We start from the raw sequence: 21,173 nt of genomic DNA, 5'->3' as shown, positions 1-21,173 counted from the left end.
AAACGAGGTTCATTCATGAAAGAAAACCTTATTTCAAAATTGAAATACCTAGAAAAGAATGAGAATATGACCATTTTAATGGCTGCTGTTACAGGCAGCCATTCTTTTGGTGTATCTTCCGCCCATTCGGATATCGATGTTCGGTTTATATTTGTACATAATGATAAGCGAACATACCTCAGCTTGAGTCAGCCCGTTGAAGTGATTCATTTAAAACAAGGTCTATATGATATGGAAGGCTGGGATCTTTTTAAATCATCCCGTCTTACGGTAAAGAGTAATCCTGCTCTATTTGAATTATTTCAGTCACCAATCAAGCTGGTTACACATCCGGATTATCTTAGGAAGATGAATGATTTAATAACGGATTGCTATTCCAAAAAGACACTAGGACACCATTACTATCGGATGATGACCGACAATCTTAAACAATTGGCAAAACCAATGGAATCCGAAAGAAAAGAACTAAAAACATGGGTACAAGTTTACCGTTCATATTTAATCCTGGTATATATCATCCAACAGGGTTCACTGCCGCCTTTATCAGTATGGGAACTGCTTGATGTGGTTTCAATCGATCAAGAAATGAAAACCAGGATGACCCGAATATTTAAGGCAAAACAAAAGGATGAATGTATGAACATCAATGATAGCGAAAAGAATCATTCGTTATTAAAAGGGAAATCACTTTTTTTAAAGAATGAAATAACTAAGCTTCCTCCCGGGAAGAACATGGAAACGGAGCTTAATCAATTAATTTGGACCATTTTGAAATAGGGGGTTATGCAAATGGGTTATATAATGGAAAAAGAAGAGCTGTTGCCGTTGTTGGATTCTAGTGATATCAGGATCTGTGACTGCCGCTTTCGTCTAGGCTCTCCTGATGCAGGGTTTAATGAATACCAAAAAGACCATATTTCCGGTGCTGTTTATTTCGATCTTGAAAAGGACTTATCGGGGCAGGTTCAAGAACATGGCGGAAGACATCCTCTTCCTGACCTGGAAACGTTTAAAGACAAACTGGAATCAAATGGCATTACCAATGATACGGTACTTGTTGCTTATGATGGGGGAGAAGGTTCTTTTGCTTCAAGGTTTGTCTGGTTGCTGAGCTATCTTGGGCATCAGAAAGTCTATGTTCTTAACGGGGGATATCGCGCCTGGAAGGATGCGGGCTATCCGATTGACTCGAATCAAACGAATTATATTCAAACACAATATCATATCGATTTAAATCAAACCGTTTTTGCATCTTTTCAAAAAGTGAAGGATTATACTATGAATAGGGCTGACCATGTCGTATTAATGGATTCAAGGGAATCTAAACGGTACGAGGGAATTGAGGAACCGATTGATAAAAAAGCCGGCCATATACCTGGTGCAGTAAATAAGGTGTGGTCAAACGTCCTGGAAAATGGCTATTATAAAAATAAGGAAGATCTTCAGGCGAATTTCTCAAGTATCGGCATGGATAAGGAAATCATTGTGTACTGTGGTTCAGGTGTAACGGCTTCTCCCAATTATATCGCCCTGAAAGAAGCGGGCTATAAAGATGTAAAGATATATATTGGCAGTTTCAGTGACTGGATCTCTTATGATGAAAATCCGATTGAATAATATTTTTTCCAATTAAACGATCCTTAAAAAAGAGGACAGGTATGTTAAAATGGATGTACATCATGATAGAGGTGATAATGTGTTAATGAAAGAAAATGAGCTACATCCATCATTTATGCTTGTTGACGGGATGGCGTTATTATTTAGAGCTTTTTATGCAACGGCCGTTACTGGTCAATTCATGATAAACTCAAAAGGCATTCCAACTAATGCCGTTCAAGGTTTTTTGAAGCATATGCTGACGGCAGTGAATCATTTTTCACCTAGTCATGTAGCGGTGTGCTGGGATATGGGCAGCAAGACTTTCAGAAATGAATTATTTGATGGATACAAGGCTAATCGTTCAGAAGCTCCAGTCGAAATGATCCCTCAATTCGACCTAGCGAAAAAAGCGGTTGAAGCGTTTGATATTCCTAACATAGGGCTCTCAGGATATGAAGCGGATGACTGTATCGGGACAATTGCGAAGGCATCTGCACAACATAGCCGAGTGGGTATATTGACAGGCGATCAAGATATGCTCCAGTTAATTGAAGAAAACATTTCCGTTCTTTTGTTAAAAAAAGGATATGGGAACTATGAAGTGCATAATCCCGATAGCTTTTTTGAATGGAAAGGGATCACTCCAAGACAAATGATTGATTTAAAAGCTTTAATGGGCGATACAGCTGATAACTATCCCGGAGTTAAGGGGATAGGTGAGAAGACTGCATTGAAATTATTGATTCAGTATCAAAGTATCGAAGGGATTCTTGAAAATGTTGCTTCATTGACCAACGGACAACGGGCTAAGATTGAATCAGCCGTCGATATGCTCCATTTATCCAGACAACTAGCAGAAATAAAATGTGATGTACCAATTTCATGTTCTTTGGATGATGCTGTTTATCGGTATGATCGCGAGAAGGTCAAAAATCTGGCTAGGGATCATGAATTCAGGGCTTTACTGAAAATGATTTAATAATGAAACTTTTCGGAGCTCCCCAATGGGAGCTCCTTTAATTTGTAGGGTGAATTTTTTGTCGAAAAATGGATAGTCAAAATCTTTGATTTACGGTAAGATGAAAATAAGGCATGAAGTATGGAGTGGATGCAGAAGTGGCGAAATCAACTGAAGAGTATGTTAATTTTTTAGAGGGTAAGGGATTCACTTTTGGTAATGACGCTATAGGTTTTATTTATTTTGGTAAGCGCTACACTGACGCAAGTGATATTTTAGTCAATGCAGCAATAGAATTGACTTTGAAGGTTCAAAAGAATTTTGATGGTAGCTTCTATATTTCCTTTTTGGAAAACTTAAAACAAAATGGCATTGAAACGCGTAGTGCAGCGGTATCATTTGCTAAAGAACAGGGCCTGCTTAAATAAATCGGACTTCTTAACTTTGAAGTCCGATTTATTTTATTTGGCTTTTCAGGAAAACTCCTGTGTGACCGGTTTCTTTTTCTTCGCAGGCAGCTCAGCAAGTATCATCCCCATGAAAATGAAGACACAGCCGATGATGGAAGCGGAAGTCAATTTTTCCCCTATCAATATGTATGAGGATAACGCAGCAAAAACCGGTTCCATTGAAAAGATCAACGCGACTCTTGTAGGTGTCGTATAGGCTTGGAAGAAGGTTTGTGCGAAAAAGGCGAACGCCGTGGCAAGTGCTGCCGTAACCAATAAAGCAGTCCATACATCTTTCTGTAACATGACCTCTGAGCTGAAGATGACAGAATGATTCTCTTTGAAAATGAAGGCTGAAACAAAGGATAATAAAGATACGGTGGAAACCTGAATCAGCGTCAACGGTAAAGCGGGATGGGTTTTGGCATATCTGGCGGTCGTAATGATCTGCATGGCGAAACTTATTGCGCATAAAAATACGAGTAAATCACCGATATTCAAATTGGAGCGGTCCGCGAAAGTCATTAAATAAAGCCCCACGGTTGCAGCTGCCACACCTATGATCGTATTGCGGGATAGCCTGTGTTTCAAAAGTAACAGAGAAAAAACAGGTACCATGACGACACTTAGGCCTGTTATGAAGCCCGTCTTCGCAGGAGTTGTATGATTCAATCCAATCGTTTGAAGACCATACCCAAGAAAAAGCCAAACCCCAATATGAAACCCCGCTCTAAAAAGGCCTTTATTCCATGTTTTCCCTCTTTTGCGTAAAGTCGATATATAAGGGATGAGTAAGAAAAACAAGGCCATGAAAAAACGGACGGCATTAAACGTGAAGGGGTCAAGAAACGATAGGGCATTTTGAACCATGACAAAAGTGACACCCCAGATGAATACAACGAATAATAATGAAAAATCAGCTGTCTTGTTCATGAATTTCCTCAGCCTTATTCAATCGAATGGCACGTCTCGCCAATACATCCGCTGACTTGTTTTCGAGACTTGGAATCCATTTCATGAAAAATAATTCAAGCTCGGCGGAAAGTTTAAGCGCTCGTTCCAGCAATATGGCGTATTTATTTTTTGCAAATCTTTTTTCAATGGCCTGGTTGATGGCTTGGGAGTCAGTCCGAAAAGAAACGATTTGATAATTATTGGCTACACAAATTTCCAACGCTTTGATTAAAGCATGGTACTCCGCTTCATGGTTTTCCATATTTCCAAGCGGAATGGAGTGCCGCTCGACCACACCATTATTATTTATGAAAACACCTGCCCCGCTCGGCCCTGGATTGCCCGCACTGGCACCATCAATATACACTTCGATCAAGATGTGCTCCTCCTCGAGATTAAGCTGTTAATATGCTATGATTAAAAACTGTTTTTCATATAAAATTAAGATTGAAACATGAGAATTTCAGGCTGATATGGGAACTATAATGAAAAGAGTGATTCAATTGCTTACATTATATTATAAATGGTGGGACGAGAAAAAGGTATGAAAATTGTAAGCTGTTCTGCATGAATAGTGAATTGATAAGGAGCTGGAAATCTTTGAAGGTAATTATGCAATGGACATATCATGCTTCAAAAAAACCATCTGCCGATTTCGTTTCGGATTGGCTTGATGCCGGGACTGCACTAGTCATTACAGAAGACCTTGAAAAGGCGGGAAGGCTGAAAGAAGTGGAATTCAAGGATGAATTTGATACAGCATGGACAAAGAAGGAGCTAAAGAAACTCCTTACTGAAGTTGAAGAAGAGCCGCAGGATGTAACGGTTTTTTTTGATGGCGGTTTTCAAAAAGATGAAAAGATGGCAGGAATCGGTGTTGCCATTTATTATCGTCAAGGTAAGAAGTTCTGGCGTTTACGCACTAATGTAAAATTGGAGCAATTCGAATCCAATAATGAAGCGGAATATGCAGCATTTCATGAAGCGGTAAGGCAGATGGACGAACTTGGAATCCATCACCAAAGCTGTGTATTTAAAGGGGATTCTCTAGTTGTCTTAAATCAACTTTCCGGTGAATGGCCCTGTATGGAAGAAAACTTGAATAAATGGCTGGACCGCATTGAAGCGAAACTGGATAAGTTAAAGATTATTCCGGTCTACAAGCCAATTTCACGAAAGGAAAACCAGGAAGCCGATCGCCTGGCAACACTTGCTCTTCAGGGAAAAGCCATTTTCAGCAAAATAGAAGTTGCTGGGTCAAAGGAGCCATAACAACAATGAACAGGAAAAAAATATATGAAGAAGTGGAAGATGTTCTCGCTTCGTTTTGCCAAGATTGTTTTTTACGAAAGCATTTTCGAAAAGAGAAGGGGCGTTCTTATGCCCATCAGTTCTGTATATCAGAATGTACAGTCGGTGAAAAATTAAAACAGCTAGGCAATGAACTTAGTGGCCGTTCGTAAGTACTGAAAATTGCTTTGATTAAGATACAGGGTCATGAAGGATATGGTATTATAGGTAAAAATTAGAGAAATATGTGAGAGCATTGAAGAAATGGGAAGCTGCATGGTCAGAAAATCAAGTACAACCTAAAGTGACAACTCATGAAAGACTCAACGAAGCTTCGCTTCAAATTAAAAACATCTTTCAAGATATACGTAAAGCAGGAAAGATACAGCTTGAAATTGTTGAAGTGATTAAAGCGGAAGTTGCACCTGTCATTGCAGAAGCGGCAAAGATTCCTCATATTTATTACCTTTTTGAAGAAATGCAAGCAAATAAAGAGTCATTATGATCCATCCATACGAACCCCTTAAAGTTTTATTGAAAACCAATACTGGGATCATTGATTTGCGAATGGAAAAGGGATGGCAGATTGAACGGATCATCAGTTAATGAAAGAAGAGCCCGATTATAAAAAATCGGGCTCTTCTTCATTTTGCTTTACCGAATCGAAATATGCTTTGAGCATCACTTTATTTTCGATGAAGTCTGCAATCGTATATTGATCAAGGACCTGTAGAAAAGCATCCAAGGCATTATTAAGGACAAATTTCAAAGAACAAACGGGAGAAATCACACAGTTATCGTGATCTTTAAAACATTCCACTAGATAAAAATCCTCTTCGGTTTTCCGCACCAGTTCCCCTACATTTATTTCAGCGGGGGATTTTGCTAGCCGGAAACCGCCATTTCTTCCACGTATCGTCTCAATATAGCCTAATTTACCTAGATTATGAACAATCTTCATCAAATGATTTTTAGACAGTTGATAAACTTCAGAGATCTCTTTTATATTTGATAATTTGCTTTGGTCGTGGGAAGCCAGGTAAATCAAAACTCTAAGTGAGTAATCGGAATAACTCGTCAACCTCATGTTTATCGCCTCACATTCTATCCCCATTTGACTATATCATAAATGTGAACATTTTATAAACATGAAAACTTATTCTCTGAAAAGATGCATTAAAAATATTGCTTTTAATGGATTTAAGTTCTAATATAAACATGTATTTAAAATACTTGTTTATGAAGAGGAGTTTTCCTATGCTATCCCAGAAAACAATCGATATCATCAAATCAACCGTACCTGTTTTAGAAGTGCATGGTACAACTATAACAACTGTATTCTATAAAAATCTTTTCGAGGCACATCCTGAATTATTAAATGTCTTTAATCACGCCAATCAAAAAAAAGGGCGCCAGCAAAATGCACTTGCCAACACGGTTTTGGCAGCAGCTAAATATATAGATAAACTTGAAACGATTTTACCTGCCGTGAAGCAAATAGCACAAAAACACAGAAGTCTCGCAGTTAAAGCCGAGCATTATCCGATTGTTGGAGAACACCTATTAGGTGCAATCAAGGAAGTTTTACAAGAGTCGGCTACAGAAGAAATCCTCCAAGCTTGGGGAGAGGCCTATGGAGTCATTGCCGATGTTTTCATTAGCATCGAAAAGGAAATGTACGACCAAGCTTCCAATCAGGTAGGGGGATGGTCAGATTTCAAACCATTCACTGTGGTGGAAAAAGTCCGCGAAAGTGATGTAATCACTTCCTTTTATTTAAAGCCATCAAATGGCGATGAGGTTCCATCTTTTCTTCCTGGACAATATATTACCGTTCGTATCGAGATACCGGGTGAACGCTATTTATTCAACCGTCAGTATAGTTTGTCTGATGTCCCGGGGAAAGATTACTTCCGGATTTCCGTCAAAAAAGAAAAGCCGGGAATCTCTCCTGATGGAAGGGTCTCGAACTACTTGCATGAATCCATTCAGATGGGTGACAGTATAGACGTAACGGCTCCTGCAGGGGATTTCACCATCGACTTGGAAAAACGAACACCTGCAGTATTTCTGAGCGGAGGCGTTGGTATAACACCCTTCATGAGCATGGTCCATGCGGTGGCTGAACAAAAGCCTGAGCGTGATGTCCAGTTCATTCATGCATCCGGTAATGGAAATTTACAGCCGTTTAGAGAGGAATTGACAGAGCTGACGCACAAGCTTGCCAGCTATCATTTATCCTTCGTCTTTAAAAATCCGAGTGAGGAGGATAAGAACCTGCCGAATTTTGAGAAGGAAGGGTATATCGATAAGGAATTGTTGAGCCGTCATGTAAAACCTGATGCTGATTATTATGTGTGTGGTCCTGTTCCTTTCATGAAGGCCATTATCACTTACCTGAAAGAGTTGGGGGTAAATCCCGATAAAATACACTATGAGTTCTTCGGCCCAGCCATGGCGTTATAAGGTTCAGGTTCATTCATAGTTGGAATGTTATTGACATCAAGAAGATAATTTTGCATACTATATTAAAACAATGAACGTTGAGAGAAGATTAGTATGCGAGAATCACTGTGACAGAGAGCGGCGTCAATTGCTGGAAGACCCGCGACAGGAAAGCGCAGAACCTGCTTCTTGAGTCCTATGCAAAACATAGGCGCAAATCCTGGCGTTATCAGGCAAAGTGGAATGCATGAACTTGCATTCAATGAAGGTGGTACCACGGAGAGCAGCCCTTTTCGTCCTTATTTCGAGGATGAAAAGGGCTTTTTTTCATGTCTAAGATATTTATTGGAGGAAAAAATCGATGGAAAAGAAACGCATCGTAGTAAAGATAGGAAGTAGTTCTTTAACCAACACACAAGGTGAAATCGACCAAAAAAAATTTTCCGATCATATCCAGGCAGTTGCAGCATTAAGGAAAGCGGGACATGAAGTTGTCCTTGTTTCATCAGGTGCCGTAGCGACAGGTTTCCGCAAGCTCGGTTATCCTACGAGACCTGTCACTCTCAAAGGAAAACAAGCTGCTGCAGCTGTAGGGCAAAGCCTATTGATTCAATCATATATGGAACAATTAGGTGGATTTGGGATCGTTCCGGCGCAAATATTATTAACACGGAAAGATTTCTCGAAAAAAGATAGATATAAAAATGCATATGCGACATTGATGGAATTGCTTGAACGCGGCATCCTTCCGATTATAAATGAAAATGATACAGTTTCAGTCGAGGAGTTGACTTTCGGTGATAACGATATGCTATCCGCCTTAGTAAGCGGGTTAGTCCATGCCAGCAACCTGATCATATTAACGGACATTAATGGGCTCTATGATTCCAATCCACAGACAAATCCAGGGGCGAAACGATTTGAAAAGCTATCCGAAGTAACGGCGGATTTATTGCAAATGGCAGAAGGTGCGGGCTCTAATGTTGGAACCGGTGGAATGAAATCGAAGTTGATAGCAGCCCAAACTGCATTGTCTCTTGGAGTGAAAGTATTCATCGGATCTGGTGCGGGGAGTGAAAAACTTCTCACAATCCTAGAAGGCAACGGTGATGGCACATATATTGGAAATGATGTCATGACGACGGTAACGAAAAACAAACAGTGGATATCCCTTCATTCACAAGTATCCGGAAAAATTTTCGTTGATGAAGGTGCCGAAAAGGCTTTAGTTTCAAATGGCAGCAGTCTGCTGCCAGCTGGAATTTATGAAATTAAAGGAGTTTTCAATAAGGGAGATGTCGTCGAAGTCTTTGGTGCAAATGGATTATTGGGGCGGGGTGAGGTCCTTTATTCCGACGAAGAATTAAAACAGGCGATGGGCAAGCGGACAACCGAGCTTGTAATCACTTCCATCGAAGTGATCCATCGTGATAAATGGGTAAAGGCATAGCTTATAAATATTAGCGAAGGAAAAGGGGGCATTTGAAAATGAGTGAAGTGACTGCGAAAGGAAAGGCAGCCAAAAAAGCCAGTTATCAGCTAATTGGGTTAACAACGGATAAGAAGAATGAGGCACTTGGGAAAATTGCTAAGCAACTTGTTATCGATAAAGATCTTTTGATAAAAGAAAACCAAAAGGATCTGGAAGAAGGCAGGAAAAAGGGCTTCAGTGAGTCTACTTTAGATCGAATCATGTTAAATGTTAACCGTATTGATGACATGGCAGCGGCAATTAGACTTTTAATCGATTTAAAGGATCCTATTGGAGAGAAATTGGAGACTATCGAAAAAGAAAATGGGTTATTGATTAAAAAGTTAAGAGTGCCGATCGGTGTAATCGGAATGATTTATGAAGCTAGGCCGAATGTGACCATCGATGCAGCTACACTATCCTTGAAAACGGGGAATGCGGTCCTCTTAAGAGGTAGCTCGTCAGCCAAATACTCCAATATGGCACTAGTCTCTTCCATCCATAAAGCATTAGAGAATACGGAGATTCCTATGGAAGCAGTTCAGTTAATCGAGGATACGAGCCGTGAAACCGCTAAAGAACTATTTCATCTTAATGAGTATTTAGATGTTTTGATTCCTCGCGGCGGAAAGAATTTAATAGAAACGGTCATTAAGGAGTCCACTGTTCCCGTCCTTGAAACAGGAGCAGGCAATTGCCATATATTCATCGATCAGACAGCAGAGATCACGATGGTCGAGAAAATTGTCTTAAACGGTAAAACACAGCGCCCTTCCGTATGCAATGCAATTGAGAGCCTTCTTATTCACGAAAAATGGTTTGAAGAAAATGGTAAGAGGATTTTGGCAATCCTAGACGAAAAAGGTATCGAAGTATACGGAGACGAAGCGGTTTGCAGCGCTTTTCCAGGAGCGAAAAAGGCTACGGAGGATGATTGGTCTACAGAGTACCTAGCATTAAAAATCAGCGTAAAAATTGTAAAAGGTGTTTCGGATGCCATTGAACACATTAATCGGTACGGTACCAAGCATTCCGAAGCAATCCTGACGAGAGATGAACAAAACGCTACCGTATTTTTGAATAAAGTGGATGCGGCAGCAGTTTATCATAATGCTTCCACCCGTTTTACCGACGGTTTTGAATTTGGTTATGGCGCAGAAATCGGCATTTCCACACAAAAGCTCCATGCACGTGGACCTATGGGTTTACCGGCCTTGACATCAAGCAAGTACTTCATTTATGGCCAGGGGCAAATCCGGGAGTGAATTTCATTTTTTTCATAGAAGGTTATTGAAACTCAATTAAGGGTATTGTATAGTACATTACTTTTAAAGGAGCAGATACCATGGACAAGAGGTTTATAGCAATATATGAAAATGAAAATGAAGCGACTTCAGCAGTCGAAAATTTAAAGGAACAAGGATATACATCCGATCAAATATCAGTAGTGGCAAAAAACATTGATAAATTACCTAATGAAGCTGAGGAAGTCAGCCCGGCAAAGACTGATGGATTAGTTGCTGGGGCAGCAGCCGGCGGAGCTGTCGGGTTGACCGGCCTCCTTATTGGAATGAGTGCATTAGCCATACCAGGAATTGGTCCAATATTGGCGGCAGGACCGATTTTTGCCACTTTTGGCGGAGCAGCAGCCGGGGCAGCATCGGGAGCAGGCGGATTGAGAAAGCCATTATTGGATATGGGACTAGAGGAAGCCGAAGTCGATCAATATATGGAGGGTATCAAGTCCGGGAAAATCCTTGTCATTGCTGATCCAGTTTTAAGTTCGTAAGTAGAACCTCCTTGAATGAATAGTTCTACGATGATTGACAACAAAGCTCCAAGACCTCAAATACTCAAAATGAAACAGATCGTGTATATTGTAAAACCCCGTTCAGGATTTCTTGAACGGGGTTATGTGTTTGTAGACTAATTTTAATGTCAGTAACTTTAAAACCAAAAGGAATTCCACGTTTGTATGAAGAATATAAGGAATATAGTCCTATTGTCGAGAAAGGAATGAAAATTATACCAAATAAAATGATTTATATGCCAGGTAATTTTTTTATAGAGCAAAGAGGGGGCTAGCATTTTTAATTCAGTTTTAGATTTCATTGAATCACTAAATAATGAAAACTTTAAGAAATCTTCATACTGTTGTTAATGGTAAAAGCTTATTACAGTGATGATAAGCAGGGGAACATAAACATTTTAAGAAGAAAAAGGTGAGTAGGGTAATTTGAATGTGACTCTTATTGAAAGAATAATCTGCTATCAATAACAATTCGAATAATAGGGTGTAAATTAAAAGTGAAAAGGTCGTTTATTGACGAAAAAACCCATGGTAACAGGGTTTTTTGTTTTTCAAAAGTGATTGTAAAAATGATATATATAATTCTGAACGAAAACATTTGCTTGGCATACTTAGCCATCTCGATTAAACACATCCTGGTTTGACTAGGGCTTAATTATCAGGTTGCTTGAGATTATATCCAATAAACCAAAATGATTTTACGTTGGAGGTTGGCATTTTGATAAAAATTAAACTCGTTGTTCCTCGAAAAGGGTATATTACGGATGCTTTTGAAAGGTTTGAGGAATTCAACAAGTTGGAAGAATCGGAAAACAATGATAACGGTTCAGTGAAGTTTGTTTTAGAGGAGGTAGTTGAGGATGCCGATAAGATTGGGAAGTTGAAGCTTGATGCGGATGTAATCATCTCAAGGGGATTAATCACGAAACTATTAAAAGAAAGCAATGAATCTATTCCTATCGTTGATATACCTGTACAAGGTATTGACCTCATTCGTTCCCTTTATGATTGCAAGGCACGTTTTGGCAGTAAAAAAGTGGCCGTTATAGGGGCGCTGAATATGATTTATGGCGTGGAAAACCTTTCGGATATCGTTAATTTGCCAATTCAGTCCTATATATTGAATGATATCGAGTCCTCAGTTAGTTTAGTGGATTTAGCAGCCAGAGATGGCTGTGAGGTGGTGTTAAGTGGTTTAAGTACCTGTAACTATGCTGAAGAGATAGGGTTGGGAGCCATTCTGGTTGACACTGGAAAGGAATCATTTCGGCAGGCGTTGATTGAGGCGAAAAGAGTAGCTCTTGTCAGCAGAAGGGAACAGGAGAAGACCAAGCGTTACCAAACGATTCTTAATTATGCCTATGAAGGGGTTATTGCAATAGATTTAAAACGACAAATATCTGTATTTAATACGGCGGCTCAGGAGATATTATCCATTTCCAAGGGGAGCTTAATTGGAAATTCTATATACGATATGATAAAGGACGGAAAATTTCGTAATATGCTGTTAAGTGACAATGAATACGAAAAAGATATCGTTGCTTACCAAGCCATTCAATTATCGGTTAAAAAAGTTGGGATATTTTTAAAAGGTAAAAAAGTGGGGGATATGGTCGCCTTTCAAGATGTTACACGCATTCAGGAGATGGAAGGGAAGTTCTTTAGAAAGATTCATTCACGTGGACATGTGGCTAAGTACACCTTTGATGATATATTGTACCGGAGTTCCGAAATTAAGAGGACGATTGAAACTGCTCAACATTATAGTGAAGTAGATTCAAACATTCTTATAATTGGAGAAACCGGAACGGGCAAGGAAATATTCGCCCAAAGCATACATAATCATAGCAACCGGAAAAATAACCCGTTTGTAGCCATTAATTGCGCTGCGCTTCCCGAAAATTTATTGGAAAGTGAGTTATTCGGATATGCAGAAGGAGCTTTCACGGGGGCTATGAAAGGCGGAAAGCAAGGCTATTTTGAATTGGCTCATAGAGGTACGATTTTTTTAGATGAAATAGGGGAAATCTCCCCAAAAATGCAAAGTCGGCTGCTTCGTGTCTTGCAAGAGCGGGAAATCATGCGAATCGGTGATGATAGAGTGATTCCGGTTGATGTGAGAATTGTGTCGGCAACAAACAAAGACCTCATGCAAATGGTCAAAAGTAATGACTTTCGGGAGGATCTATATTATCGCTTGAGTGTACTGGACCTTGTCTTGCCTCCGCTTCGGGAACGCAGAGAAGATATTCCGTTATTGGTGAATGCTTTTATTCAGAAAGGCCATTCGGATCAAAAAATTAAGATTACGGATACTGCCATGAAAAAGCTGAGTGAAGAGAATTGGGAAGGGAATATCCGCCAATTGCAAAATTTTTGTGAGCGATTATGTGCTCTTTATAAAGACAAGTTAATTGATGTGTACGATATCGAAATGTATTTTCCGAATAGAAGTAAAAAGAAAATACTGTCAAAACAAGCAGAAGAACTTGATATGCCACCTGGGATACATCTATCCGAGCGTGAAAGAATAGTTCAAACGTTAAATAAGGTTAATTTTAATAAAGGAAAAGCTGCCTTGGAGTTAGAGATGAGTCGCACGACTTTATGGAGAAAGATGAAAAATTTGAGTATTGAAACAAATTGAAACGTAATGAAACTTATTAATTCATTATGAAACAATTTGTTAACTTTATTTATTTCTTAATTTGAGAACTAATTGGCTTCTTTCTTGAATAAACTGATGTTTTTTATGTTGGCACAATAATTGTATATATACAATGAAGTAGGAAAGATTTTTCCTTCAAGGTAAACATGAAAGGGTGGTAATGTGAGTCATTTAGTGTATATTCCTCAAGATATTGAGAAAGAGGGGAAAAGTTATTTGGTAGAAAAAGGCTATAAGATTAAAGTGGGATCTGAACTGGCACAAGAAATCCTTATGGAAGAAATCAAGGATTGTGATGCAGTATTAACGAGATCAACGGCTGTAATAAATAAGGAAGTTATTGAAGCAGCTGAAAACCTCAAAGTAATTGCTAAGTATGGAGTTGGGTTGGACAATATCGATATCGAAGCTGCTACAGAACGGGGCATTTATGTAACAAATACGCCAGAGGCAAATGCGAATGCTGTAGCTGAACATGTAATGGCATTTATTTTATCTTTGTCCAAAAACTTGAGTGTGGCTGATAAAGAGCTGCGAAGTGGGAATTTTGCTATCCGCAATCAACTTTTTGGCATGGATTTGGAAGGCAAGACATTAGGGATTATTGGACTAGGGAGAATTGGTAGAATACTGGCAAAAAAAGCTTCAAAAGGCTTCGATATGAAAGTGATTGGCTACGACCCCTATGTTACGGACAGCACGAATTCGGAGTTAGAGATAGCAACTGACTTAGAGTGGGTTTTCAGAAACTCTGATGTTATCAGTCTGCATCTGCCGTTAACGAAAACAACAAAAGGAATAATAGGAAGCCGTGAGTTTTCCTGGATGAAACCCTCATCCTATTTTGTAAACGCTTCCAGGGGAGGCGTAGTGAAGGAGAGTGATTTAGTAAATGCTTTGCAAGCGGGCGAAATTGCCGGCGCTGGAATAGATGTATTTGAAGTTGAGCCTCCTGATAAATGGAATCCCCTTTTTAAAATGGATAATGTGATTGTCAGCCCTCATAATGCGGCATTGACGAAAGAAGGTTCGATACGCATGGCTGTACATGCAGCAATGCAAGTGGAACAAGTCCTTACTGGAATGAAACCGAATTGGGCAGTAAATGAGCCATTAACTAAAGGGGTGCCAAAGTAGTAGTGCTACAAGTGTAATTATCTGTTTGTTGATAAGGATGGTGAACAAATGAAGAAAATAATCTATGTGATAAGTGCGGTACCAGCACTTGGCTCGCTTATTGTTATCAATCGAATTGAACCATATGTTTTAGGAATGCCATTTGTTCTTTTTTGGGCAATATTATGGGTTTGTCTTACATCGGTGTGCTTGATAATTGCTAATAAACTTGATCCTGCAACCAAGGAGGAAGAAGACTAATGAATGAAGCCCTGCTTGTCATCCTTTTCTTTCTGGTTCTGTGTATTTGGTTAGGGCTTCAAGCTCGAAAAGGTAAAAATATGAGTTTGGAACAATGGGCTATAGGTGGAAGAGGTTTCGGCAGCTTTTTGCTCTTCTTTTTGATTGCAGGTGAAATGTTTACGACATATACGTTTTTGGGGGCCAGCGGCGGCGCTTATAGATCTGGTATGCCTCCAGCCTTATATGCTTTCAATTGCTTCTATTTTGTAATAGCCTATTGGCTGTTGCCGCCAATTTGGAGATATGCCAAAAAAAATAATGTCATATCTCAATCCGATTTTTATGACAAGAAGTACAATAGTCCGGCTTTAGGTGTTCTTGTGGCGGTAATCAGCGTTATTTCAATTATTCCTTATCTAATCATGCAGTTAAAAGGGTTAGGAATTATCGTATCGGAGGCGTCCTATGGGTCCATCTCTCCTAATGTGGCTATAGTTGTAGGTGTAATTGCCATCACAATTTATGTAACTGCCTCAGGGATGCATGGCGTAGCGTGGACGGCGGTTATTAAAGATATCATGATTTTGGCAGTTGTCGTCTTTATGGGGATTTATTTTCCACTTCATTATTACGGTGGTTTGCAGTCGATGTTTGAAGCAATCGATACAGCAAAACATGGATTATTGATATTCCCTGAACAAGGATTGAGTATCTCTTGGTTTATTTCCGCTACGATTATGACAGCACTGGCATTCTATATGTTTCCTCATATGTTAGCGGGAGTGTTTTCTGCAAAAAGTCCAAAATCACTTCGATGGAATGCTGGGGTTATGCCAATTTATCAAGTAATCATCATTTTTTCGCTTTTTATTGGTTTTTCTGCGATTCTTCAAGTTCCGAATTTACAGGGAGCAGAAGCAGATTTGGCTTTATTTAAAATGGCGAAGATGTCATTCGATCCCTGGTTTGTTGGAGTTATTGGAGCATCTGGGGCGATGGCCGCCCTTATACCTAGTTCACTCGTGTTGACGGCTACGGCCACGATACTTTCAAAAAATGTATATAAGGTGTGGAAACCGAATACATCAGATGACCAACTTCGAAGATTGAGCATGATGTTAGTACCTGTCATTTCTATAGTGACCCTATACTTTACGTTCAATGGCGGGGAGTCGATTTTTACGCTGTATCTTATGGCATATAGCTTCATGGCACAGTTGTTCCCAGCACTATTTTTCAGTTTGTGGAAAAAGAATCCTGTTACCGTTCAAGGAGCTTTTGCCGGAATGATAGCTGGAATTCTAATTGTCATTTACTCGACTACATCAGGTACGACACTTGCCACATTATTTCCATCTCTACCGCAAGCAATACAGGATCTTGATGTGGGGTTAGCTGTATTATTCATCAACATTGCAGTAACTTTGGGAGTAAGTGCTATTACAAGAAATACTTCAATTGAGACGGAAGCAGCTAATAAACCAGTTTCTGGTATCGAAAAACTTGTTAAATGATAGTAAGAATGAGTGCAATATTAATAGAAAGATAAATTAGCAGAACAAATACATGTTCTTGAAAGCGGGAGGCTGAATATGAAAGTCAGTGGAGGAAGAGCAGTCGTAGAAGTAATGGCTAAAGAAGGGGTAAAAAAAGCTTTTTGTGTACCAGGTGAAAGTTATCTTAGTGTAATGGATGCACTATATCAACATCCTGAAATAGAACTTATTTCCGCCAGACATGAAGGAGGTGCCTCTTTTATGGCGGAAGGGTATGCGAAGGCTTCAGGTGAGGTAGGAGTTTGTATGGCAACGCGTGGAGTGGGTGCTACAAACTTAGCTATCGGTATTCATACTGCTGCTCAGGATTCAACCCCTTTGGTTGCGCTTATTGGCCAAGTCGAACGCCCTTTTAAAGAAAAGGAAGCGTTTCAGGAAGTGAATTTGACGGGTTTTTTCAGTCATTTATGTAAATGGACGGTTGAGATTGATCGTGTGGAAAGAATCCCGGAATTATTGCAACGGGCGTTCCATATGGCGCGATCGGGACGTCCGGGTCCTGTATTAGTGGCTTTGCCGCATGACATGTTAGAAGATGAGGCAGAGTTGAACATCTATCCTTCTTATCGCGCGCTTCCTCCCCAACCACATTTGGACGATGTGAAGCAGGCGATAGAGACGATACGAAGCGCGGAGCGCCCCATATTGATTGCTGGTGGCGGTGTGATTCATGCTAAGTCTAACAAGCTGCTTGTACAGTTTGCCGAGGCAATGAAGCTTCCTGTTGTTACCGCTTTCCGCCGGTTCGACGCGTTTCCGAACTCACACCCCTGCTATGCAGGATGGCTAGGGTTTGGGACACCACAATATTTACTTGATGCAATCCGAGATGCAGATGTAGTCTTGGCGTTAGGGACACGATTCTCTCAAGTAGGAACACAAGATTACACCTTGCTCTCTGAAAATACAAAACTGATCCATGTAGATATTTGTCCCAATATTTTTGGTAAAGTGTATGCTCCTTCCCTTGCCATTGAAGCAGATGCCAAGAGTTTCTTAGAACAAGCACTGCAAGCTTCAGGTTCTTCCATTTCAAACGAAGATAATGTGAAAGAATTACATGAAAAATATATGACATTTTCTGAACCAAAGGCTGACTACACAAAAGATTTCGTGGATATGGATGGATTAATGCATGACGTTGCTGTCTGTCTTCCGAAGGACACCATTATTACAAATGATGCCGGCAATTTTTTTGGATGGCTATCCAGATATTATCGTTTTGAACATGAAAACACTTACGTGGGGCCAACTTCGGGAGCGATGGGATATGGACTGCCTGCTGCAATAGGGGCAAAGCTGGCGCAACCTCAGAAACATGTTGTTTCTTTTTCAGGAGATGGCGGCTTTATGATGACTCTCCAAGAGATTGAAACGGCTGTACGGTATAAAATTCCGACCATATCAATTGTCGTGAACAACAATATGTACGGAACGATTCGTGTACATCAAGAAAGTCATTTTCCAAAACGGGTCGTTGGAACTGAATTGTCCAACCCTAATTTTGCCGAATTGGCCCGCTTGTTTGGAGCGCATGGTGAAAAGGTTGAAAAAAATAGTGATTTTGCGCCAGCGCTTCGAAGGGCGATTGCTTCAGGGCTTCCGGCTGTAATCGAAGTTGCAGTCAATCCAAAGATTCTAACTGTAGGCCAAGACAAGAAGGGAGTACACGAAAAGCTAGTGTCCAACAAATAGTTGCGGCATCCATGCTTTGGTTGTTTCCATTAGAAGTCAGTCGTAGGAATTAATAAAAGGAAGTTTTTGGGGAGGGTTCACAAATGTTAAAACCATATTTAGTTGTGGAATGGAATGATACGGAAACAGATGCAAAAGGGTGGCTGGTCGTGCATAACTTTGTTAAAGGCTACGCAGGCGGCGGTACAAGAATGCATCCAACGGTTACACGAGAAGAGGTCGAAAGATTAGCTAAGGCGATGGCTTATAAGTATGTAGCCTGTGAGTCCGAGACGACAGGCGGTTGTAAAGCGGGCATTGCCTATGATTATAAAGCGCCAGACGCGTATGCAGTATTAAGAAGATTTCTAATTGCGATGATGCCTTATATAGACATCGGGGTATCTTTAGGCAGTGACTTAGGTACCAAATATGAAGATGTGCTCAAAATATTCAATGAGTTTGGTATGGATATACCTCTTACGAAATCAATGAAGCAGAATCCGAATGTTCTGCAAGGGATAAAAGACTTTGATGAACTTTTGACGACAAAAATTGACGGGTTGTTTTTAAACGATGTCGTAACAGGATATGGTGTAGCATTTTCGGCAGATGAGGCATGGAAATTTAAAAGCGGAAAAGATGGAGCGAGAGTTGTCATTCAAGGATTCGGCTGTGTAGGAGCAAGTTGTGCATTGAAAATGTCCCAGTTAGGTTATAAAGTTGTAGGGATTTCTGATGCCAACCTTTTGGTAACGTGTGAAGAAGGATTAGATGTCCAAAAGCTTATTGATCGTAAGAATTCATACGGAGAAATGGATAAAGAGTTTTTTGAACCGCATTATGATGTAAGGGCAAACACGGATTGGCTCGATATAGATTGCGACATATTAATTCCGTCCGCACTAGAGGATGTCATCCACAAATCAAATGCTAAAAGCGTAAAAGCAAGCTTAATTGTGGAGGCGGCAAACATTCCCCTTTCTTTAGAGGGAGACGAAATCATAAAACAAAGAGGAATTGATGTTGTCAATGATTTCGTTGCGAACCTTGGGGCGATTAGATTTTATGATGCCGTTATTTTTGGACTAGTAAATCCAAATCCACAAGCTGTAGTTGATGATATCGAAAAACTATGCAGGAAAAATACGTATCACTTGTTTACACAAGCAAAAAACCAAAATAAATATCAAAGAGATGTAGCTTATGAAATATTCAAACCGACAATCAGCGACTTGCTGGAATATGCAGAGCCTTCCGAAGCTTTATCTCCACAATAATGTGTTTTATTTTCAGAATAATGGGAACTCTCTATAACTTGTGTTAATCAGTGTATGGGGCAGTTTATCAATCAGAAAGGGGGGCATTCATGGAAACAAAACATGAAAATCAGCCAAAGGAATTACAGCGTTCGATGAAGAGTAGACATTTATTCATGCTCTCCTTAGGTGGGGTAATTGGAACAGGTCTTTTCCTGGGATCAGGATATGCGATCGGTGAAGCTGGACCCGGAGGAGCGATTGTTGCCTATTTGGTCGGTGGTTTATTAATGTACTTGGCGATGATTTGTCTCGGTGAATTATCGGTAGTGATGCCAGTTTCAGGTTCCTTTCAGGTCCATGCAACAAAATTTATCGGACCCGCCACTGGATTTGTCATCGGCTGGATTTACTGGCTGAGCTGGGCTCTTTACGTAGGCTTGGAATTTGTGGCGGCTGGTTTGCTCATGACTAGATGGTTTCCTGATATACCAGTATGGATATGGTGTGTGATATTTACCGTACTTTTGTTCACCATAAATGCTTTAACAACGAGAAGTTTCGCTGAGACAGAGTACTGGTTCTCAGGGATTAAAGTACTTGCCGTTATTCTGTTCATAATTATCGGTGTGGCCGCAATGTTTGGATTGATTCATATGGATGCTCAACCTGCTCCGTTTTTTTCCAATTTTATAGGTGATGGACTATTCCCTACAGGATTCACGGGTGTGTTTATATCAATGATGACGGTCGTATACGCATTCCAGGGATCGGAAATCATGGGGGTTGCAGCAGGAGAGACGGAAAACCCGCAACAAAGCATTCCGAGAGCGATTCGTAACATCGTAATACGTGTGCTGCTTTTCTATGTTCTAGCAATCTTTGTTCTGTCGGCTATCGTTCCGTGGCAAGAAGCTGGGGTGCTGGAAAGCCCTTTCGTTACCGTTTTTGAAATGGTAGGTATTCCTTATGCCGCTGACATTATGAATTTCGTGATTTTGACGGCGGTGCTCTCTGTTGGGAATACGGGTCTGTTTGCTTGTACCAGAATCCTTTTCTCCCTTTCTCAAAACGGTATGGCGCATTCCTCATTTGGAAAGCTCAATCGGCGCGGTGTACCCATTAACGCTTTACTCGTCACTCTGTTCTTTGCCTTGCTGTCGTTACTTACTAGTGTAGTAGCGGAAGAAACGTTATTTGTTGTGTTACTTTCTATAAGTGGGGTTGGAGGGGTACTTACTTGGATGGCGATTGCGTTCGCACAGTACAGATTCCGTAAGCAGTATATCAGAGAGGGCGGAAAGGTGGAAAATCTGAAGTATAGAGTACCTTTCTTCCCTTTTGCCCCGATTCTCTGCATCCTTATGTGTCTAGGTATTTTCGTGTTCACGGCATATGATCCGACACAGCGCACTTCGTTGTATTGGGGATTAGGTTTCGTCACTGCTTGCTATATATTTTACTATTTTAGATATACGAGAAGGAAGGTAGATGTGCCTACCTTATCAAATGAACAGCAAAATGATTTCGTTCAATAGAAATTATTCTTAATACTCCGACAAAAGAAAACGTGCCACAATTCGAGTATGAACCAAATGTGGAAGAATTCATTTTAGAAGATTCTAGTAATAATCAAATCTTTAATCAAGATGTAGAAAAATAGAATGCGGGAGGAAATTGT

Annotated in this window: 22 protein-coding genes; 19 read left to right on the top strand and 3 right to left on the bottom strand. The window is 40.2% G+C overall.

Features of this window, described 5'->3' with window-relative positions; translation table 11 throughout:
• The first annotated feature begins 15 nt into the window (after positions 1–15).
• The 4 genes from ABIE66_RS16880 (at position 16) to ABIE66_RS16865 (ending at position 2,985) form a co-directional block, all read left to right on the top strand.
• A complete protein-coding gene (locus ABIE66_RS16880; protein WP_370015636.1) occupies positions 16–777 on the top strand; it encodes a DNA polymerase beta superfamily protein in 762 nt (253 codons plus the stop codon).
• 12 nt (positions 778–789) lie between these two features.
• On the top strand, positions 790–1,617 hold the full coding sequence (locus tag ABIE66_RS16875) for a sulfurtransferase (RefSeq protein ID WP_370015634.1): 828 nt from the start codon (positions 790–792) through the stop codon (positions 1,615–1,617).
• 85 nt (positions 1,618–1,702) lie between these two features.
• Entirely contained in the window at positions 1,703–2,578 is an 876-nt protein-coding gene (locus tag ABIE66_RS16870) for a 5'-3' exonuclease (protein WP_289327339.1), read from the top strand.
• Positions 2,579–2,703: 125 nt separating this feature from the next.
• A complete protein-coding gene (locus tag ABIE66_RS16865; protein ID WP_370015632.1) occupies positions 2,704–2,985 on the top strand; it encodes a DUF6123 family protein in 282 nt (93 codons plus the stop codon).
• Between the two features lie 45 nt (positions 2,986–3,030).
• Here ABIE66_RS16865 and ABIE66_RS16860 read toward each other — a convergent pair whose 3' ends face one another.
• Together ABIE66_RS16860 and ABIE66_RS16855 are read right to left on the bottom strand one after the other, a co-directional pair.
• Positions 3,031–3,939 carry a DMT family transporter gene (locus ABIE66_RS16860; protein WP_370015630.1) on the bottom strand — a complete coding sequence of 303 codons (909 nt, stop codon included), beginning with the start codon at positions 3,937–3,939 and terminating at the stop codon, positions 3,031–3,033.
• Positions 3,923–4,336 carry a reverse transcriptase-like protein gene (locus ABIE66_RS16855; protein WP_289315892.1) on the bottom strand — a complete coding sequence of 138 codons (414 nt, stop codon included), beginning with the start codon at positions 4,334–4,336 and terminating at the stop codon, positions 3,923–3,925. The genes ABIE66_RS16860 and ABIE66_RS16855 overlap by 17 nt, the downstream gene beginning before the upstream one ends.
• Before the next feature lie 224 nt (positions 4,337–4,560).
• Here ABIE66_RS16855 and ABIE66_RS16850 point away from each other — a divergent pair, with 224 nt between their 5' ends.
• The 3 genes from ABIE66_RS16850 to ABIE66_RS16840 all read left to right on the top strand — a co-directional run bounded on the left by ABIE66_RS16850 (position 4,561) and on the right by ABIE66_RS16840 (position 5,755).
• Positions 4,561–5,232, top strand: a complete 672-nt coding sequence (locus ABIE66_RS16850; RefSeq protein WP_370015628.1) for a reverse transcriptase-like protein — start codon at positions 4,561–4,563, stop codon at positions 5,230–5,232.
• Positions 5,233–5,237: 5 nt separating this feature from the next.
• Positions 5,238–5,423 carry a zinc-finger domain-containing protein gene (locus tag ABIE66_RS16845; protein ID WP_289315894.1) on the top strand — a complete coding sequence of 62 codons (186 nt, stop codon included), beginning with the start codon at positions 5,238–5,240 and terminating at the stop codon, positions 5,421–5,423.
• A gap of 83 nt (positions 5,424–5,506) precedes the next feature.
• Positions 5,507–5,755, top strand: a complete 249-nt coding sequence (locus ABIE66_RS16840; RefSeq protein WP_370015625.1) for a hypothetical protein — start codon at positions 5,507–5,509, stop codon at positions 5,753–5,755.
• A gap of 117 nt (positions 5,756–5,872) precedes the next feature.
• Here the strand turns inward: ABIE66_RS16840 and ABIE66_RS16835 are convergent, their stop codons facing one another.
• Entirely contained in the window at positions 5,873–6,337 is a 465-nt protein-coding gene (locus ABIE66_RS16835; protein WP_289315896.1) for an RrF2 family transcriptional regulator, read from the bottom strand.
• Positions 6,338–6,507: 170 nt separating this feature from the next.
• On the opposite strand from ABIE66_RS16835, the gene hmpA reads away from it, so the two are divergent.
• The 12 genes from hmpA to ABIE66_RS16775 all read left to right on the top strand — a co-directional run bounded on the left by hmpA (position 6,508) and on the right by ABIE66_RS16775 (position 21,030).
• Positions 6,508–7,716 carry an NO-inducible flavohemoprotein gene (hmpA, locus tag ABIE66_RS16830; protein ID WP_289315897.1) on the top strand — a complete coding sequence of 403 codons (1,209 nt, stop codon included), beginning with the start codon at positions 6,508–6,510 and terminating at the stop codon, positions 7,714–7,716.
• 340 nt (positions 7,717–8,056) lie between these two features.
• On the top strand, positions 8,057–9,145 hold the full coding sequence (gene proB, locus ABIE66_RS16825) for a glutamate 5-kinase (protein ID WP_370015622.1): 1,089 nt from the start codon (positions 8,057–8,059) through the stop codon (positions 9,143–9,145).
• Between the two features lie 38 nt (positions 9,146–9,183).
• The gene (locus ABIE66_RS16820) at positions 9,184–10,431 is read left to right on the top strand and encodes a glutamate-5-semialdehyde dehydrogenase (RefSeq protein ID WP_370015620.1); all 1,248 of its coding nucleotides are present in this window, start codon (positions 9,184–9,186) and stop codon (positions 10,429–10,431) included.
• An 80-nt stretch (positions 10,432–10,511) separates the two neighbouring features.
• On the top strand, positions 10,512–10,955 hold the full coding sequence (locus tag ABIE66_RS16815) for a general stress protein (protein WP_370015618.1): 444 nt from the start codon (positions 10,512–10,514) through the stop codon (positions 10,953–10,955).
• 146 nt (positions 10,956–11,101) lie between these two features.
• Positions 11,102–11,251, top strand: coding sequence for a hypothetical protein (locus ABIE66_RS16810; RefSeq protein ID WP_370015616.1), 150 nt, complete (start codon positions 11,102–11,104; stop codon positions 11,249–11,251).
• A 443-nt stretch (positions 11,252–11,694) separates the two neighbouring features.
• Positions 11,695–13,623, top strand: a complete 1,929-nt coding sequence (locus ABIE66_RS16805; RefSeq protein WP_370015614.1) for a sigma 54-interacting transcriptional regulator — start codon at positions 11,695–11,697, stop codon at positions 13,621–13,623.
• Positions 13,624–13,806: 183 nt separating this feature from the next.
• Positions 13,807–14,781, top strand: coding sequence for a hydroxyacid dehydrogenase (locus ABIE66_RS16800; protein ID WP_370015612.1), 975 nt, complete (start codon positions 13,807–13,809; stop codon positions 14,779–14,781).
• Between the two features lie 48 nt (positions 14,782–14,829).
• Positions 14,830–15,021 carry a DUF3311 domain-containing protein gene (locus ABIE66_RS16795; RefSeq protein WP_289325547.1) on the top strand — a complete coding sequence of 64 codons (192 nt, stop codon included), beginning with the start codon at positions 14,830–14,832 and terminating at the stop codon, positions 15,019–15,021.
• A complete protein-coding gene (locus tag ABIE66_RS16790; protein ID WP_370015610.1) occupies positions 15,021–16,517 on the top strand; it encodes a sodium:solute symporter family protein in 1,497 nt (498 codons plus the stop codon). Before ABIE66_RS16795 ends, ABIE66_RS16790 begins: the two co-directional genes overlap by 1 nt.
• 78 nt (positions 16,518–16,595) lie before the next feature.
• A complete protein-coding gene (locus ABIE66_RS16785) occupies positions 16,596–18,254 on the top strand; it encodes a thiamine pyrophosphate-dependent enzyme (protein WP_370015608.1) in 1,659 nt (552 codons plus the stop codon).
• 83 nt (positions 18,255–18,337) lie between these two features.
• Positions 18,338–19,513: a Glu/Leu/Phe/Val family dehydrogenase gene (locus tag ABIE66_RS16780; protein ID WP_370015606.1), complete on the top strand. Its 1,176-nt coding sequence runs from the start codon at positions 18,338–18,340 to the stop codon at positions 19,511–19,513.
• Positions 19,514–19,602: 89 nt separating this feature from the next.
• On the top strand, positions 19,603–21,030 hold the full coding sequence (locus tag ABIE66_RS16775; RefSeq protein WP_370015604.1) for an amino acid permease: 1,428 nt from the start codon (positions 19,603–19,605) through the stop codon (positions 21,028–21,030).
• Positions 21,031–21,173: the final 143 nt, after the last annotated feature.

This window comes from Peribacillus sp. B2I2 (genome assembly GCF_041261685.1).
GTDB lineage: Bacteria > Bacillota > Bacilli > Bacillales > DSM-1321 > Peribacillus.
Note: the sequence above shows the minus strand (reverse complement) of the source record. Positions and strands in the feature narration are given on the sequence as shown.